Consider the following 16,123-nt stretch of genomic DNA (forward strand, 5'->3'; position numbering starts at 1 on the left):
CTCCCGTGGAGGCTTCGCCCTCGGCCAGTTCGCCGGAGACGGTCAATGGCGTGTTATCACCCAGCGTTTTGGCAATGGTGCTGCCGGTATTGCCGGCAAAGCTCAGACCATCCGTCTGAGTCGCGACTTCGCTACCTTTATAGATAACGTCACCACCGTTATTGACCACAAAGTTGTCACCCAGACGGGTTTCACCCTGAACGGTCAGGTTGTTGGTGGTGATGCTATCGCCATTGACGACCGTGTCGCCTACGGTGACGCTGTCGCCGTTGATCACGGTGTCGCCCACCGTAATGCTGTTGCCCACGGTCAGATCATCGGCCAGATTGAAAGCCAGATCAGTGCCGGTGCGCGTGACGGTGATGTTGCCATCGTCATTGCTGAAGTCCACCGAAGCACCCGGCTTGACGTTCTCGGCGGCAGCACCATTGGCACTGATGTTCCAGCCCGCGTTGGCAACGTCCGAGACTTCTTTCAGCTGCGATACATTCACCGCATCGGTGTCTTCTGTGCCAACGGCCAGATCGGTGATCTTCTTGCCACCCATATTGATGCCGTCACCATTGATCACCGGACCACCGTTATTGATGGTGATGCTGTTCAGATCCGTCAGGTTCTGCGCCATGACCAGGTTCAACTGATTGCCGTCGCTATCAACACGCAGGTTGGCACCTGTAGAGGCTTCGCCCTCGGCCAGTTCGCCGGAGACGGTCAATGGCGTGTTATCACCCAGCGTCTTGGCAATGCTGCTGCCGGTGTTTCCAGCAAAGCTCAAGCCGTCATTCTGCGTAGCAACTTCACTGCCCTTGTAAATGACATCACCCGTGTTGTTAACTACAAAGTTGTCACCCAGACGGGTTTCACCCTGAACAGTCAGATTGTTGGTGGTGACGCTGTCGCCGTTGATCACGGTGTCGCCCACCGTAATGCTGTTACCCACGGTCAGATCATCGGCCAGATTGAAAGCCAGATCGGTGCCCGTGCGCGTGACGGTGATGTTGCCATCGTCATTGCTGAAGTCCACCGAACCACCCGGTTTCACGTTCTCCGTGGCGGCGCCATTGGCGCTCACATGCCAGCCCTGAGCAGCGTATTTGATCGCATCGTGCACCGTGTTTTCACCGGTATCACCGATATTGCTCATGCTCAGCGTGCCGTTGGGGGCCAGTGTGGCATTGCCACCCAGGATTTTTTTCGTGGTGTTGGCTACATTGCCCAGCACCGAATTCGTGGCATACAACTGGCTGCCATTGATCGCATCTGTGCTGCTGGCGCTGATCCGGCCCGCGGCCACATTCGTCAACGTACGTTTTTCCTCGTCCGTACCCACGCTGACGGTAGCAACAGGACGATCCCCGGCAAAGTTACCGTAAGTCAGTCCGTTCAAAGAGGCATTCGAGGTGCCAACCGCGCCTGCTGTCTCTGCACCATCGCCCAGCGCTACCGAACGTGCATTGCCAGCACGTGCGCCCTGACCAATAGCGACGGCACGGTCGGCCGTGCTGCGGGAACCGTCACCCAGCGCGATCGCCTGCCGCTCAAGAGCCCAAGCGTCACGGCCTTGTGCAATCGATGCCTCGCCAAAGGCATGAGCGCCCTTGCCCTGTGCCTGCGCAAAGTCGGCCGTAGCCTCGGCCTCACGACCTACCGCAATGCTGCTATTGAACTCGGCAATGGAGTCCGTGCCTAAAGCGATGGAGTCACGGTTCTTGTCACGATTTTCTACATCGGGGTCAGCTTGACCGGAGCGAGCGCGAGTGCCTATGGCAATACCGCGAGCAGCAAAAGCCTTGGCTTCTGTACCACTGGCTTGGGCATCACCAGCCGCCGCCCGCGACCGGGTACCCAAAGCCATGGCGTCACTGCCCGTTGCCGTCGCATTGCTACCCTGAGCGATGCCGCGAGCAGCGTTCACTACCGAGTCTTTCCCGATCACAATCCCTTCAACTGCCGTGGAGCTGGATGAGGTACCAATGACCACAGAGTTCTCTACGGAGGGCCCATTGGCCTGACGGTCGGTGTAGGAGTCCCGGCCAATGACGATGGAGTTCTTGTCACGGCTGACAACGTGCGTACCAATGGCTACACCGCTCTCATCACGCGCCTCGGATTGCGAATTACCGATAGTCGTGGAGTTCTCTCCCAGACCCTTGATGTTATGGCCCATGACAACAGCGGAAGCACCCTCCGCACCGGCCATATGACCAATCGCAATCGAATCCCGCTCCTTGGCTGTGGCATCAGGCCCGACAGCAATCGAATCGATGGCCGTGGCGGCAGCACCGTTATTGTTCTTGTTGCCCTTGTCCACACCGCCATCATTAATGCTGAAATAGCGTGGCTTGCTCTCTGCAATCTGCTCACCCCAGTCATTGCCAATTTTTTCAGCCAACTGGTCATAATCAACCGGACCGCCCAATGCAGCCTGATCCACTGCCGCTTGCAGTTGGCGTACGTTCACTGCATCTGTATCTTGAGCGCCATCTTCCACATTGACGATGCGGCGCGTAAATTCACTGCCCGCTTCGCTGCTACCCACAGAGACCGCACTGCCGGTAAATGCCCGATTAGTGAATCGACCTGTACCGACAACATCGCCTTGCACAGCATGAGAGTTCAAGCCCAAGGCTACAAAATTGCTGTCCGCATGTGCATTAGGACCAATAGCGGTACCCGTTCCAAAGGCCGTTGTCTGACGACCCACAGCAACCCCGGTATTTCCGGCAACCGCCTTGTAGCCAATCGCCACGCCCTCTGTTTCAGCGCTGGAGTCCTCGCCAATACCAATCGCACGATTGGATGTCAGCCCACGATTCGCATTCTTACCCAGGCTGACATTGCTATCGCCTATGACATTCAGGCCGGCATCTCGGCCAATCGCCACGTTCTCGTTGCCATCCACTCCATTGCCGGTGCCATCACCCAGCGCCACATTGAATTGGCCTTTGACGTTCTGACCGCTAGCTTGACCAATGGCAATATTGTGCGAACGATCGCCTGGCAGATGATTGCCAGTGGCCTGGCCTGCGCCATTACCTATAGAGATATTATTTTCAGCATCAGCCTGAGCCCCCAGACCCAATGCGATACCGTTCACACCACTGGCCTGTGCCTGTGTGCCCAAGGCAAGAGCATGGTTACCAGCAGCCAGCGCTTCGCGTCCCACGGCTACGCCAGCTACGCCGCTGCTATGACTGTCCTTACCAATAGCAATCGCCGCCTCTGGCCTGGGTTTACCATCTGCATTGGAGGCACGAGCACCATCACCCAGCGCAATGGCACTCTCGGCATCAGCCAATGCTCCTTGGCCTGCTGCGATACTGCGCCCCCCCTCTGCCTTGGACTCAAGTCCCAGCGCAATCGACTCTTCTCCATTGGCTCTGGAATCGGGACCGACGGCAATGGAGTTATCGCCATTCGCCTGGGAGTCAGGCAACTGCGAATTAGCACGAAAATACTTCACACCGGGATTGTCTTCGTCCACTCCCAAGGCAGTCAGACGATTGTTGAGCGTGTTCAGCCCTGTTTCAGTCGCGTCAATTCTGGTCCCATGGGCCGTAATAGTCGCTTCATTATTTGCAATCCGGCTAGCATGATCCGTAATGGCAGTCTGGTTCTCAGCCAGTTTGGTCGCATGATCAGCAATCGCAGATTCATTACCAGCGACCCGCCCTTCCAGCCCATCAATCTTGCCGGTATTGGTCTGCACCTCAGCGGACGTAACATTGAGCTGCGCCTGGGTCGCCACAGACTCACCACCCACCGTAATCTGATCGGCACTCAAGGCGCCGGAGATCGTCAGGCTACTCAACCCCACGATGCTGCCACCACCCGTAAACCGGATGGTGCCGCCTGGGCTGGTGAAGTCAATAAGGTTGTTCTGACCGTCGCCTGGAATCTCGACTGCCGCCCAGGCATTGCTCATCGCCAATGCGCTTGCTGTCAACAAGGCGAGCCATCCCATGCGTGCGGAAAAAGACGCACGCTTTCCTCCTTTTACGCACGAGGAACTGCGCTTGCCTTTCGCTTTTTTATGCTCAGAAACGGCAACAAATGTTCCCGTTTGCTCATTCCAGATGGTTTTGTAGACGTGATTCATCTCTGTTCCTGATCCTTTAAGGAATACGTGTTGAGTGCTACGTGGGTGTGAGTAGGGTTGAAACTGTCTCGAACGCACAAAGGCTCCGCCCCCTCCCAGGGGGGCAGGACGCAGGGAGGTTGTATGAAGTAGCCTTGGACGGCGTGCGCGCCGGCATCGACGCTCAACTGGAAATCCAGGGCAGTCTCAATTCCTTCGGCGATGACGTATTGGCTGATGCCACTCGCGGCATGAACCCAAGAATGAAGGGTGGCAAGGCCATCCCTGTCCCGTGCCTGATGCACCAGGGACTTATCAATTTTTATGACCTGGGGACGGATCTGCCGAGCCAGACCCAGAGTGTTGAATCCGGTCCCAATATCATCAATGGCAACTTTGCAACCCAGGTCACGCAAGGTGCACAGCAAGCTGGCAGCAGCGTCCTGATCAAAGACAGAAGCCGTTTCGGTAATTTCCAGGGTCAGACGACTGGCCAGTTGCGGCGCACCACGCAGCACCGCAATCAGCAGCCGCCACCACGGCCCCTGTTGCAAAGACAAGGGGGAAATATTGCAGGCAAGGTGAACATCCGGATAACGCTCCAGCACCTGTACCACCGACCAAAGAACGCTGGCATCCAGGCGTTCGGTCACATGCAAGCGCTCTATGGCCTGAACAACCTGCGCACAAGAAACGGGCTCAGTACTGTTCTGCGCATCATCCCAGCGCAACAGCACTTCGTAGTACAGAACCTGCTCGCGATCCTGCACAAAGACCACAGGCTGAAATGACAGGGCAACCTTCTCGTCCCGCATGTCTGCAAAGAAACGAGTCGCCAAAGCCATGTCGCGCCGAGTCTGTTCGCAAACGGGAGGCTCAAGCTCGGAGAAGGCAATGGTGCTGGCCAGAGACTGCAAATGAGACAGGCAAACCGGACGGTCCCCCGATGCTTCAACCCAGGCCGGAACAACATTGACCAGGATGCGGTCCGAGCCGCAGCGAACGGGTTCGTAGCACAACGCCGCTTTGACTCGTTCCAGAAACAGGTCCTTGTCAAACTGGGTGGGCAGACGACAATTCGTCAAGCCAATCAACACCACTTGATCAAGCACCAGAATGTCGCTGCGTGTTATGCCGTAGGGACGCAGACGCACCGAAATGGCGGACAAAAAGGCTTGCTGGAACAGGCGCGCATCGTAGGCCTGGGCAAGCATTGCCAGTCTTCGCAAGCCTAAAAGCAAATAGCTGCTTGAAGGAGTAACTTGCTGCAACCAGCAAGACAATGACTCTAGCGACTGGACGCCCATTACGCGCCCCGCATCGCTGGTTGGCACTCTGGACGCTGTGCGTGAATCAGCGTCTGGCTTTCCACCTGACAGCGGTCAAAAAGCCTCCTTTATGTCAACATCGATTCCATAACAAATAGACACGTTTGTACGTGAAAATTACGCTGAAAAGGATCATTTCGATGCGCTATTCGGTTGGGACTAAAAGGAGGCTTCTTGTCAAAATCGCAAGCCTATTTACGCCTTTTCTTAACCATTGTTGACGCTTGCCTATGGCTGGCTGCAACGTTCTTCAGAAAGTGCATCGGCCAGACCTGCTTCGTGTTGACACACATGTGGCCGCCGCTAACACTTAATCAGTATCTGCATCTGAAACACAGCGTTAATAAAAAATTACGTAATAGTTTTTATTGCAGTACGAGCTACCTCAATCGCCGTTTACGTGGCAGCAGGTTTGCATGCGGTTAGTAAAACTTGACATCGCGTGGCCAACATTCCACTGGGACCATCTTGGGTTTACTAACATCGATTGCACTGAGATGTAGTCGAGTGGGAGGGGGGAGGCTGCGCTTTGCGCTAGGAAGATGGGTACTATGAGTAAGAAATATGGATATGCACGCGTTTCAACACAGGATCAAAACCTGGACCTACAGATCGCGGCTTTAAAAAAGGTGAATTGTGATCATATCTATACGGATAGAGGGATATCCGGGGCTAAAGCAACACGTCCAGGATTGAATCATCTGCAGCGAAAACTGAAATCGGGTGACACGCTTATTGTCTGGCGTCTGGATAGGCTGGGCCGATCACTACGCTATTTGGTCGACACGATCGATCGTTTAGGCAAAGAGAATATCCATTTCATTTCCTTGACGGAAAATATAGACACGACAACATCGGGTGGTAGATTGCTGTTTCATATGATGGCCGCCCTGGCTGAGTTTGAACGCTCGCTGATTAGCGAACGCACTCGCGCAGGAATGGCAGCAGCGCGTGCCAATGGCAGGCCACTAGGCAGACGTCCTGCCTTATCACCCGCCCAACATAAAGAAGCCCTTATTGCGTTGACCAATCAAGTTCCGCTGGACATCGTTGCCAAAAAATATGACGTGCATCCCAGGACGATACGCCGCATCAAGGCCATGGCCTCGACATAGCGGGCTCAACGCAAGTGACTTAAGTATTAGTCAGCATTGCCGCCAGACAACTAGGTGGCGGCAATGATCTGTAGGGGAACAGGGCAAGCACCCTACCGCCTTTTACTGCACCAGCTGATTCATCTCGATAATTGGCAGCATCACGGCCAGAACAATCAACAGCACCAAACCACCCATCAGCAAAATCATCAAAGGTTCCAGCAAGGCGGTCATGGTCAGGGCTTTGCGCTCCAGCTCGGTTGATAAGGTCGTCGCGGCCCGATCCAGCATGGGTGCCAGTTCGCCGGTTTTTTCACCGCTGGCAATCAGTTGGACTAATAGCGGCGGGAACAAGGCACTGCGCTGCAAAGCGGTCGCCAAAGGCAGACCCTCACGCACATGGATAGCGGCCTGATTCACGGCATCGCGCAAGGCCAGATTGGACACAGTACGCCCGGCCGCTTCCAATGCCGTTAGCAAGGCCACATTGCTGCCAGCCAGAATGGCCAGCGTGGCAGCGAAGCGAGCGGTATCGACACCCAGCAAGTAGCCCCCCAGAACGGGTACGCTTAACAGACGCCGATGAAAGGCCAGCTTCAAGGTCGGCTGTCGCAGCAAAAAAGCCACCAGGCCAGCCGCCAGTAAGAGCACAACAAATAACACCAGGCCCCATTCACGCAGCAGATCACTGGCGCTGATCATGACCCGAGTCAGCATGGGCAGTTGCTGTTTGGCTTGGGTGAAGGCCCCTACCACTTGCGGGACGACGTAGCTCAGCAAAAACACCACCATCGCCACCGAAATCAGACTGACAATGGCAGGGTAAATAAAGGCCGTCAGCACCTTGCCACGAAGGGCGCCGCTATCCTCGATAAAGCTGGCCAAACGATCCAGCACTTGCTCCAGCTCGCCCGACTGCTCCCCTGCTCGTACCAATGCCCGATAGATTTCCGGGAAGTCGCGCGGGTGATTCGCCAAGGCATCACTCAAGCTTTGCCCTGCCCGAATATCCGCACGCAGGGCTGCCAGCAATTGCACCAGAGGCCGACGCGTCGCCTGCTCGATCACCACTCCCAGGCTGGCCTCCAGAGACAAGCCCGCCGCCACCAGACTGGCTAACTGACGAGTCAGCCAGGATAACTCGGTACGACGCAGGCCCGCACTGCGAGCACGGGCAGCGGCTCGGCTACGGCCCGCCTTCAGGGAAACCGTCAGCAACCCTCGGGACAGTAATTGCTGACGCGCCAGCCGTTCACTCTCGGCCTCCAGCACACCCCGCTCGCTGCGTCCGGCCTGATCCACCGCCTCATAGTGATAGGTACCCATGCTGTTTCACCCCTCTATAACTCGCGCGTGACGCGCAATACTTCTTCAGGGGTACTGATGCCCTGCTCTACCCAACGCTGGGCGTCCTCGCGCAAGCTGCGCATGCCCGACTCACGCGCGGCCTGACGCAAGGCAGGTTCGGCCCCGGCAGCATTCAACAAGTGCTGGGCACGTTCGTCGATGCGATACAGCTCGTGAATCCCGGTACGGCCTTGATAACCCGTGTGAGCGCATTGCTCGCAACCATCAGGACTGGCCCGGTACCGCCCGTGCTCGGCAGGCTGACGACAATGTCGGCACAGCTTGCGTATCAGCCGCTGGGCCAGCACGCCACGCAAGGTGGAGGCCAGCAAGAAAGGTTCCACACCCATATCGACCAAGCGAGTCGCGGCGGACACGGCATCGTTGGTGTGCAAGGTGGCCAGAACCAGGTGGCCTGTCAGAGAAGCCTGCACCGCAATCTGTGCGGTTTCCAGATCCCGAATTTCCCCGATCATGATGATGTCCGGGTCCTGTCGCAATATGGCACGCAAGGCACGTGCAAAGCTCAACTCAATACGGGGATTGACCTGCGTCTGGCCTACGCCGGGCAAGTCATATTCAATCGGATCTTCCACCGTCAGCACATTGCTGCGGGCTGTATCGACGCGGCCCAGAGCGGCATACAAGGTGGTGGTTTTACCGCTGCCGGTAGGCCCGGTAACCAGCACAATGCCGTGTGGTTGATGAATCAGCTCATCGAGCTGAGCCAGGATGTCCGGGGCCATGCCCAGGCGCTCCAGCTCCAGTTGCCCGGCGGACTTGTCCAGCAAACGCATCACGGCGCGTTCGCCATGTCCGGTAGGCAGAATCGAGACTCGCAGGTCCAAGGCCCGCCCCCCCACTTTCAAGGCGATACGGCCATCCTGGGGCAGGCGTTTTTCGGCAATATCCAGGCTGGCCATAATCTTGATACGGGACACCAGAGCACCATGCAAGGCTCGACGCGGGCTGACGATATCGCGCAAACGGCCATCCACCCGGTAACGCACGACCGAATGGGTTTCATAAGGCTCCAGGTGTATATCACTGGCACCGTCCCGCACCGCCTGGGTGAACAAGGCGTTGATCATGCGGATGACCGGCGCATCGTCCTGGTTTTCCAGCAAGTCGGTGACAGCAGGCAGTTCCTGCATCAGACGATCCAGGTCTACCTCGTTGGCGGCCGCATCCACCACGCTGGCGGCATCGTCGCCCTGTGCGTAACTGGCATCAATCAAGGTATCCAGTTCCGCATCATGCACTTGGCGCTCGTCCAGCTCGGGGTAGCGTCGCCGCAATTCCACCAAGGCCCAATCCGGTGTGCGTTCGCTAATGACCAGCGTACCCACACCTTGCTGCTGCGTCAGCACCGCACGGTGCTGACGTGCCCAGGAGTACGGCAGGCGGGTCATAAGGTCTCTCGCAAGTCCACAGTTCCGGACGAGCCTGCGGCCTGCGGCAAGACCATGTGTCCCGCATCCGGGTGGAACCAGGTGGAGCGATCCGGCAAGCCTGTCTGCACGGCACGCATATAGTTGTAGCGGTCCAAAGACAGGCTTTGGCTATCTTGGGCATTACGCACAATATGAGGGCGCAGGAACACCATCAAATTGGTTTTGGAGCGCTTGCGTTTCTCGTATTTGAAGAGGTTGCCCACCAACGGAATATCGCCCAGCAAGGGAACCGATTGCTGACCATCCTCAATCGAGTCTTCCAATAAGCCGCCCAGCACAATAATCTGCCCATCATCGACCAGGACATTGGTACTAAGGGCACGTTTACGCGTGACAGGCGCGCTGGGCGATACCGACATAGTAGGATCCAGGCTGCTGACCTCCTGGTACAGAGCCATCTTGACGGTCCCACCTTCGGAAATCTGCGGACGCACTTTCAGGGTCAGGCCCACATCCTCGCGCTGAATGGTCTGAAAGGGATTACTGGCCCCATCACCCGTGGTCGTGTACTGCCCCGTCACAAAGGGCACGGTACGGCCCACCATGATGCTGGCTTCTTCGTTATCGAGCGTCATCAGGTTGGGCGTGGACAGAATATTGATGCCGCCCTGGCGCTCCATCGCCCGGGCCAGGACGCCCAGATTGACAATCTGCTGGCCCAGCACGTTCACCGTGCCTTTGACCACGCCCAGACTTAAACCCGCCGCCAAAGAATCCAGCGTGGTCACCCCGGCCTTGTTAATCCCGCTGCCGCCCAGATTGGCGCCCCCGACAAAACCTGAACCTCCATCGGCAATATTGCCACCGCCTGTCATCCACTGGATGCCAAACTCGGCCGCATTCTCCGCATTCACCTCCACAATCAGGCTCTCGACCAGCACTTGAGCGCGACGTTGATCCAGTTGATCGATCACTTCACGCAAGCTGCGGTAAACCGGATCAGGGGCCGAAATGATCAGCGTATTCGTGGATGGATCAGCCTGCACAGTGGCACCGCCAGCGCTAAAGGCCACGGTGCCGCTGGCATTGTTTGCGGCGCTCAAACCCATCTCGGCCTGAGGCTGCTGCTTGGCGGTGGCCGACGTGTCCATGGCTTTGGCACCGCCGGTGGTGCTGGCGTTGGCGGCGGGTGCCAGGCTATTGCTGTTCGCCTGTTGATTCCCGGTACTCGCGTTCCCCGAAGGCGCTTGCCCAGTCAAGGCCCCCCGCAGCACTTCAGCCAGCTGCACCGCCTGAGCATTGCGCAGATAGACCACATGCAAATTGCCTTTATTGCTTTCCGGGCTGTCAATACGCCGGATCAGGTCACGGGCCAGATCCAGCCGGGCCGGACTGCCTGCCCGCACCAGCACGGAATTACTGCGCGGATCAGCCACTACGGTAATGCGCTGCGCCACATCGTTGCCGGGCGTGTCCAGCATTTGCGAAGCCAGTGCCGCCACGTCCAGAGCTACTCCGTAATCAATCGGGATGATGTCGGTATTCAAGCCTGCGGGGGTATCAATCCCAGCAATCACCTGGGCAATACGATCCAGATTGTCGCCATAGTCCGTTACGACCAGAGTGTTATTGGACGGGTAGGCATTGATAGGGTTGTTGGGCGAAATCATGGGCCGCAACACAGGCACCAAGGCCGTGGCGTTTTCATAACGCAGAGTGAACACACGGGTTTCCAGCTCGCCACTGCCGCTGGCCCCCGCACCGGCGGCACGCACGGCACCACCTTGTTGACGCGCTTCGGCTTCGGGCACCACGCGGCTGACCTTGCCATTACGCAACACGGCAAACCCTTGCATGCGCAGGGCAGACAACAGCATCTCGTAGGCGGTACGGGCATCGACCGGTACTTCGGACATCAAAGTCAGTTGTCCTTTTACGCGAGGGTCCACGATGAAGTTCTGGCCGGTAAAACGGGCCAAGGCAGCCACAACCCCATCCAGCTCGGCATCCACAAAATTCAGCGTGATGTCGTTGCCTTGCGGGAACTCGGCCGGGTCGGGCAAGTCGATCGGGGCGGCACTGCCCCCGACACGTTGTGGAACCCGACGTGTCACGGCCGGAGGCGAGGTATTGCTATTGGCAAAGCGCGGGTCAGCCTGAGTGCTACGAACAGGCGTCTTGCCTACCGAGGCAAAAAACGAAGAAGGATCGGGGCCAGGCTCAGGTTTCTGACCATTGCTTGCACAGGCGCTCAACAGCACGGCTGCACCCAGGCCTAAAAGGAAGCGAGGCCGCAGCCCAGGAAGTCGTTTAGTCAAGGTACTCATAGTCAAAATATCGTTATTCCTGCTTGCTAGTCGTTGTGGCTATTCGCCATTGGGTCACACCCTGACGCTGAGGCCCCAAGGCCTCCAGTAACTCTTTGAATCGTTGATCGTCGGCTTGTCTGGCTTGGGCGCGTCCTTCAAACAGCCCACCATCCGGCCCCCACTGACCTTGACCTGCCAAGGTCAAATCCCCCGCCAAGGTACGCAGGCTTAACTGCACGCCCTGACCCTTGCGGCTGACTGCCAATTGGTAATCACCCAGCTCGGCCTGGGCCGCCAGCACGGAGCGTGCATTACGCCAATCCAGTTCCAGCAACGGCCCGTTTTCAGCGGCCAGAGCCTGACTGGGCCAGCGCAGCTGCAATTGCCCTTGCGGTTGCACGGTCTGCAACAAAGGATGCAAACGTCCTAACAGCGCGGCGGGAGCGGTCAGGCTTTGGCCCGAAATACGCCAACCTTGCAGGCTGGCTTGCAGGCGCACAGGCTGATCCAGCCAGCCATGGCTCAACTCCATTTGCGGCCAGGGTGCCAAACGCCAACGCCAGTTGACAGGACCGGGAACAGTGCGGGCCAACAGACCCGAACCCACTACCAGCAAGCCTTGACCGGAGGCCAGGCTGCCATGGGCGGTTTCCAGCCGTAGCGGCAACTGCTCGGGCTGCCAGGCCAGCATCATGCGGGCAGGCAGAAAGGGCACGGCGGCCAGCAGCAGACACAGCGCCAGCAAAACCCACCCCATGATCTTGGTCAGCTTTTTCATGAAGGCTCTCCTGCACGCAGCACAATGCGGCCATCCAGCAGACCGGCGCGTTCACGGCTATCGACCACAGAGCGACTCATGCTGACTTCCTGCACGGCAAAGCCCAGCACGCGGGGGGCGTGCATCAGCCAATCCATCAAGGCAGGAGCGGCCACAGCCTGGCAGACCAGAACACGTTGCTCGGCCTGTGACTGCTCTGTCTGACACTGGGTACCCAAGGTCTGCAAGCTGCGCTGCAAGGCCTTGTCTCGTCCTTGCGCGTCCACAGGCGCTACCAGCTCTTTATCCAGCACCTGAATCTGCGCCAGCACGGTTTGCAGTTGCGCCATCTCGTACTGCAGACGAGGCAGCTCCTGTTTTGCCAGAGCCAGATCACGAACGGCGGGACGTAGCAGCAGCAACCACAGCAACATCAACACCAGCAAAGCACCCAGGACCGACAAGGCCAATTGATCCCGACGGCCCAAGGCTTGCCAGTACTGTCTTGCCAGGGCGAGCTTGCTTTGTACGGTCAGCCATACAGGCTGGAGTGCGGTGAATTTGCTCATTGCGGCGCCCCCTGCTGGCTGGCTGCTTGCGCTGCTTTGCTAAAGCCGATTTCCCATTGGCGGGCAGACTCGCCCTGCTTCCACTCCAGATCCGATTCAGCCGGCAAAGGCTGCGCGGCCAGTTCGCTGGCCAGCGTCAAATGCAATTGCTGATCTTTGAAACTCAATGCCCGCACCTGTCCTTGCAAAGCAGGCCACTGCACGGCGCTGGCCATCAATAAACGATCAAAGGGAGCCGAGGCCGGGCTTTTCTCGGTCAGCAAACCATCACGATGCTGTCTGGCCTGCGTCAAGGGTGCAACGATAACGGGCAGGTGTGGCAAGGCTTGCAGAACCGCCTGCTCCATCTGGGTCTGTACCTGTTTCATCTGTGATCGCAACGATTGCGCCTGCTGCTGCAAGACCAAGGTCCAGCTCAAGATGGCGGCCAAAGTCCACCACAGGCTTTGTCGTAGCACGCTGCTACCACCATTCGACGCCATCTCTGGCATCAGCAAGGAGCAGGCCGGCACCGTCAAGTTTTGGCCCTGGCCCTGCCTGTCTTGTTCATGGCCATCGGACCAGGCGTAAACCCCGCTCAAAGGCAGTCCCAACTGACGCGCCTGCTCCCCCAAAGCCAGCAAAGGCTGGCGCTCCGTCCAGGCCAATTGACTCATCCCGGACGGCCCCGGTGCCGAACAGGCCACCCACACCTGTTCGATAGGACTCAAGCACATAGGCTCGACCGCACTACATGCCACAGCCTGCCGCCGCGAGGCGCTGACCGAGGGAATACGCGCTTCCGTCACCGTCGCCATCCCTGCAGGCAGGACCAGCTCCAAAGAGCGGGCCAGGCCCTTGAACTCCTGCACCTCTCCCCGTCCACGGCGCAATACCCTGGCGCGCTTGTCCCGCAGCACAAAGTCCACCGGCTGATCCAGCCTTGGCGGAGAGTCCAAATAAATACGCAGCACTTTGCTCATCACTTCAACGAATCCAGACAATCCGGCTGCGGTCCGCAGCCCTGTTGATCAGGGCCTGGGTTGCCACCCGGCTATGGTCAAGTCGTAACTCGCCACTTAATAAAAACCATTCACTGCGCACGCTCAGCGTTTGCCCCTCCAGCGCCTCCTGACGTTGGAGGCGGGCCTGCACATCGGCCTGATCCCGAAACCACTGGCCCCGGTCGCGCTGCTCCAAGAGGCCACGCCATTCCACCAGGCTGACGGAAGGCTGCACGGCCGCCAGCACCTGGGCACTGGCGGTATTCACGTTCACGGATTTGGCTTGCGGCAAATAGCTCAGATATGGCTCCAGCTGCTTGGCCTGTTGCTCTGCATTGGGAAAGAAATCCTGCAAATGAGAGGGCCAAGGCGCTTGCCCGGCCTGTGCCCGCTCCAATCGCTGGGCCAGCTCCAAAGCCAAAGAGGGTTCCTGCTGCACACTGCCCAGCAATTGCTCCAATGCCTGCACATAGCGGGCCTGAATGCGGCCATCGCGCAGCAATAAAGCCAGATTGAATTTGCCCTGCTCATCCTGGATATAGCCGGAGAAGTAAGCCGCACGGGTCTTGTCCGGAGTCTCTATCTTCAGCTCGCTCAGGGCCTGCGCCCACAGTCCACCTTTGTGCGTCACAGCGGAGCGCTGCGAGTCCAGACGCAAGACCAGCACAGCCCAATCCAGCGCGCCGCGCAGCAACCAGTTGGCCTGCATGTAATCGCGCTCGCTGGCCAACTGGGTTGCCAGCCCACTTTGACGCTGGACGATGCCCATGGTGGCAATGGACACTGCCATCACGACCACCAGCGCATTGATCACAGCCATGCCTTGTTGAGATGCCCGTTTCATAGCAGCATCACCACTTTGCGATACGGTTGCTCCTGCCCTTCCAACTGCACTGTCAGTTCTATGCCTGTAGCGGCTGCCCCGGCTTGATCGGGCCACGGCCAGCTTTGCCAGCCACGCGCCGGAATCCAGATACGCAAGTTCCAGGCGGTGACCTGCTCCAGCACATCTTGCAAGGGGCCCAACTCGGGCAAGGGGTAAACCGTTCCTGCCTGGGCAATAGCCCGTTGCAACACGCCTTGCTGCAAACGCCATTGAATCTGCTGGGTTCCCGCTCCGGCTTCGGCGCGACGTTCAATCATCAAGATGGCCGGGCCTTCACCCTTGGCTTGCCAGCGAATACTGGCGGGCAACACCGCCATCGCCCCCGTCGGGTCCGCAGGACCTGGCGCGGTGGGCAGATGCAACTCCAGATCCCGGCCCATTTGGGACAAGACATTGAACAAGGCCTGGGTCTGGCGCGCCTGTCGGCCAAGCTGCTCATCCGCGTGCAAGACCGCATCCAGGCCACGCCAGGACATCAGGCTGATCAAGGCCATGATGGTCAGGGCCACCAACATTTCCACCAAAGTGAAGCCTTCCTGGCTCGCGTCTGTCATGGCAAGGACGCCAAGGTCGCGTGCAACTCGGCCAGCACGGGGCCTTGGGGCAAGAAAGCTTGTACCGTTACCTGACGAAAGAAGCGATTGGCCGTGGCCTGCACGGTTTGCTTGCACTGCAAGTTCAAGGAACCCTGACGACAAGGCACAACGGTTTCACCCGGATCGGGAAACAGGCGGCGCAGCCGCATCTCGGCCACCACACCATCGGCTGCCAACAGAGCCAGGCTGCGTTCATGCATGGCCTGGCTACCAGAGGCGCTAAGGCCCAGTGCACGCAATCCGGCGGTCAAGGCCACCGAGACGATCGCCAGCGCAATCAATACTTCAATCAAACTCATGCCACGCTCTGTCATGACTGCACATCAAAACGGCCCGTCGGATCGCTGCGTAAATGCAGGACCTCGTGACCATCATCCAGCTCCAGCTGACGCGGCGCGGACAACCATTCATTCACAAAAACCCACGGTCCCGCCGGCTCCAGGCGCACACGCACTGATTCCAAAGTCCAGGATCGTTGGGGAAACAATTGGGCAAAGCGGGCCTGATCGCGCAGCCAGCCCGGTGTGGGGCTGGCACCATCCGTAGCGTCCGGGATCAAGCTGAAGCGATAGCCCTGCTGATCCGCACTCCAGGCGACGCTACGCCCGCTTTCACGCACATAGCTTTGCAGTTCGGCCAGACGCAGAGCCAGTTGACGGGCTTCTCGCTGTATCCCCTGATCCCGGTCCAGCACCAGCACGCTTAAACCCGCGCTGCTGACAATGCCCACGATCAGCAAGACCACCAAGGTCTCGATCAAGGAAAAGCCCCGCTGAGCCACA

At 58.3% G+C, this 16,123-nt stretch carries 13 protein-coding genes; 1 reads left to right on the top strand and 12 read right to left on the bottom strand.

Annotation, left to right across the window (positions count from 1 at the left end; translation table 11 throughout):
- The coding region (locus D0C27_RS19295) for an ESPR-type extended signal peptide-containing protein (protein WP_205717077.1) at positions 1 to 4,099 on the bottom strand (4,099 nt) is incomplete at its 3' end.
- Positions 4,096 to 5,292, bottom strand: coding sequence for an EAL domain-containing protein (locus D0C27_RS14125; RefSeq protein WP_170978584.1), 1,197 nt, complete (start codon positions 5,290 to 5,292; stop codon positions 4,096 to 4,098). The genes D0C27_RS19295 and D0C27_RS14125, both read right to left, overlap by 4 nt.
- A gap of 665 nt (positions 5,293 to 5,957) precedes the next feature.
- Here D0C27_RS14125 and D0C27_RS14130 point away from each other — a divergent pair.
- Positions 5,958 to 6,521: a recombinase family protein gene (locus tag D0C27_RS14130; protein ID WP_035271953.1), complete on the top strand. Its 564-nt coding sequence runs from the start codon at positions 5,958 to 5,960 to the stop codon at positions 6,519 to 6,521.
- Between the two features lie 102 nt (positions 6,522 to 6,623).
- Here the strand turns inward: D0C27_RS14130 and gspF are convergent, their stop codons facing one another.
- From gspF to D0C27_RS14180, 10 genes are read right to left on the bottom strand one after another with little or no spacing between them, the layout of a single operon-like run.
- On the bottom strand, positions 6,624 to 7,826 hold the full coding sequence (gspF, locus tag D0C27_RS14135; protein WP_035271952.1) for a type II secretion system inner membrane protein GspF: 1,203 nt from the start codon (positions 7,824 to 7,826) through the stop codon (positions 6,624 to 6,626).
- A gap of 14 nt (positions 7,827 to 7,840) precedes the next feature.
- The gene (gene gspE, locus D0C27_RS14140; protein WP_137431211.1) at positions 7,841 to 9,259 is read right to left on the bottom strand and encodes a type II secretion system ATPase GspE; all 1,419 of its coding nucleotides are present in this window, start codon (positions 9,257 to 9,259) and stop codon (positions 7,841 to 7,843) included.
- Positions 9,256 to 11,568: a type II secretion system secretin GspD gene (gene gspD, locus D0C27_RS14145; protein ID WP_137431212.1), complete on the bottom strand. Its 2,313-nt coding sequence runs from the start codon at positions 11,566 to 11,568 to the stop codon at positions 9,256 to 9,258. Before gspD ends, gspE begins: the two co-directional genes overlap by 4 nt.
- 13 nt (positions 11,569 to 11,581) lie before the next feature.
- Positions 11,582 to 12,328 carry a type II secretion system protein N gene (gene gspN / locus D0C27_RS14150; RefSeq protein WP_137431213.1) on the bottom strand — a complete coding sequence of 249 codons (747 nt, stop codon included), beginning with the start codon at positions 12,326 to 12,328 and terminating at the stop codon, positions 11,582 to 11,584.
- Positions 12,325 to 12,876 carry a type II secretion system protein GspM gene (gene gspM, locus D0C27_RS14155; RefSeq protein WP_137431214.1) on the bottom strand — a complete coding sequence of 184 codons (552 nt, stop codon included), beginning with the start codon at positions 12,874 to 12,876 and terminating at the stop codon, positions 12,325 to 12,327. The genes gspN and gspM overlap by 4 nt, the downstream gene beginning before the upstream one ends.
- Positions 12,873 to 13,838 carry a GspL/Epsl periplasmic domain-containing protein gene (locus tag D0C27_RS14160; RefSeq protein ID WP_137431215.1) on the bottom strand — a complete coding sequence of 322 codons (966 nt, stop codon included), beginning with the start codon at positions 13,836 to 13,838 and terminating at the stop codon, positions 12,873 to 12,875. Before D0C27_RS14160 ends, gspM begins: the two co-directional genes overlap by 4 nt.
- Before the next feature lie 4 nt (positions 13,839 to 13,842).
- Positions 13,843 to 14,703, bottom strand: coding sequence for a type II secretion system minor pseudopilin GspK (gspK, locus tag D0C27_RS14165; RefSeq protein WP_035271940.1), 861 nt, complete (start codon positions 14,701 to 14,703; stop codon positions 13,843 to 13,845).
- Positions 14,700 to 15,299 carry a PulJ/GspJ family protein gene (locus D0C27_RS14170; RefSeq protein ID WP_115634012.1) on the bottom strand — a complete coding sequence of 200 codons (600 nt, stop codon included), beginning with the start codon at positions 15,297 to 15,299 and terminating at the stop codon, positions 14,700 to 14,702. Before D0C27_RS14170 ends, gspK begins: the two co-directional genes overlap by 4 nt.
- The gene (gspI, locus tag D0C27_RS14175) at positions 15,296 to 15,655 is read right to left on the bottom strand and encodes a type II secretion system minor pseudopilin GspI (RefSeq protein WP_083053158.1); all 360 of its coding nucleotides are present in this window, start codon (positions 15,653 to 15,655) and stop codon (positions 15,296 to 15,298) included. Before gspI ends, D0C27_RS14170 begins: the two co-directional genes overlap by 4 nt.
- Positions 15,652 to 16,122 (bottom strand): prepilin-type N-terminal cleavage/methylation domain-containing protein, encoded by a 471-nt coding sequence (locus D0C27_RS14180; RefSeq protein WP_026484756.1) that lies wholly within the window; start codon positions 16,120 to 16,122, stop codon positions 15,652 to 15,654. The genes gspI and D0C27_RS14180 overlap by 4 nt, the downstream gene beginning before the upstream one ends.
- Position 16,123: the final 1 nt, after the last annotated feature.

It is taken from the genome of Alcaligenes faecalis (assembly GCF_005311025.1).
GTDB classification, from domain to species: domain Bacteria; phylum Pseudomonadota; class Gammaproteobacteria; order Burkholderiales; family Burkholderiaceae_B; genus Alcaligenes; species Alcaligenes phenolicus.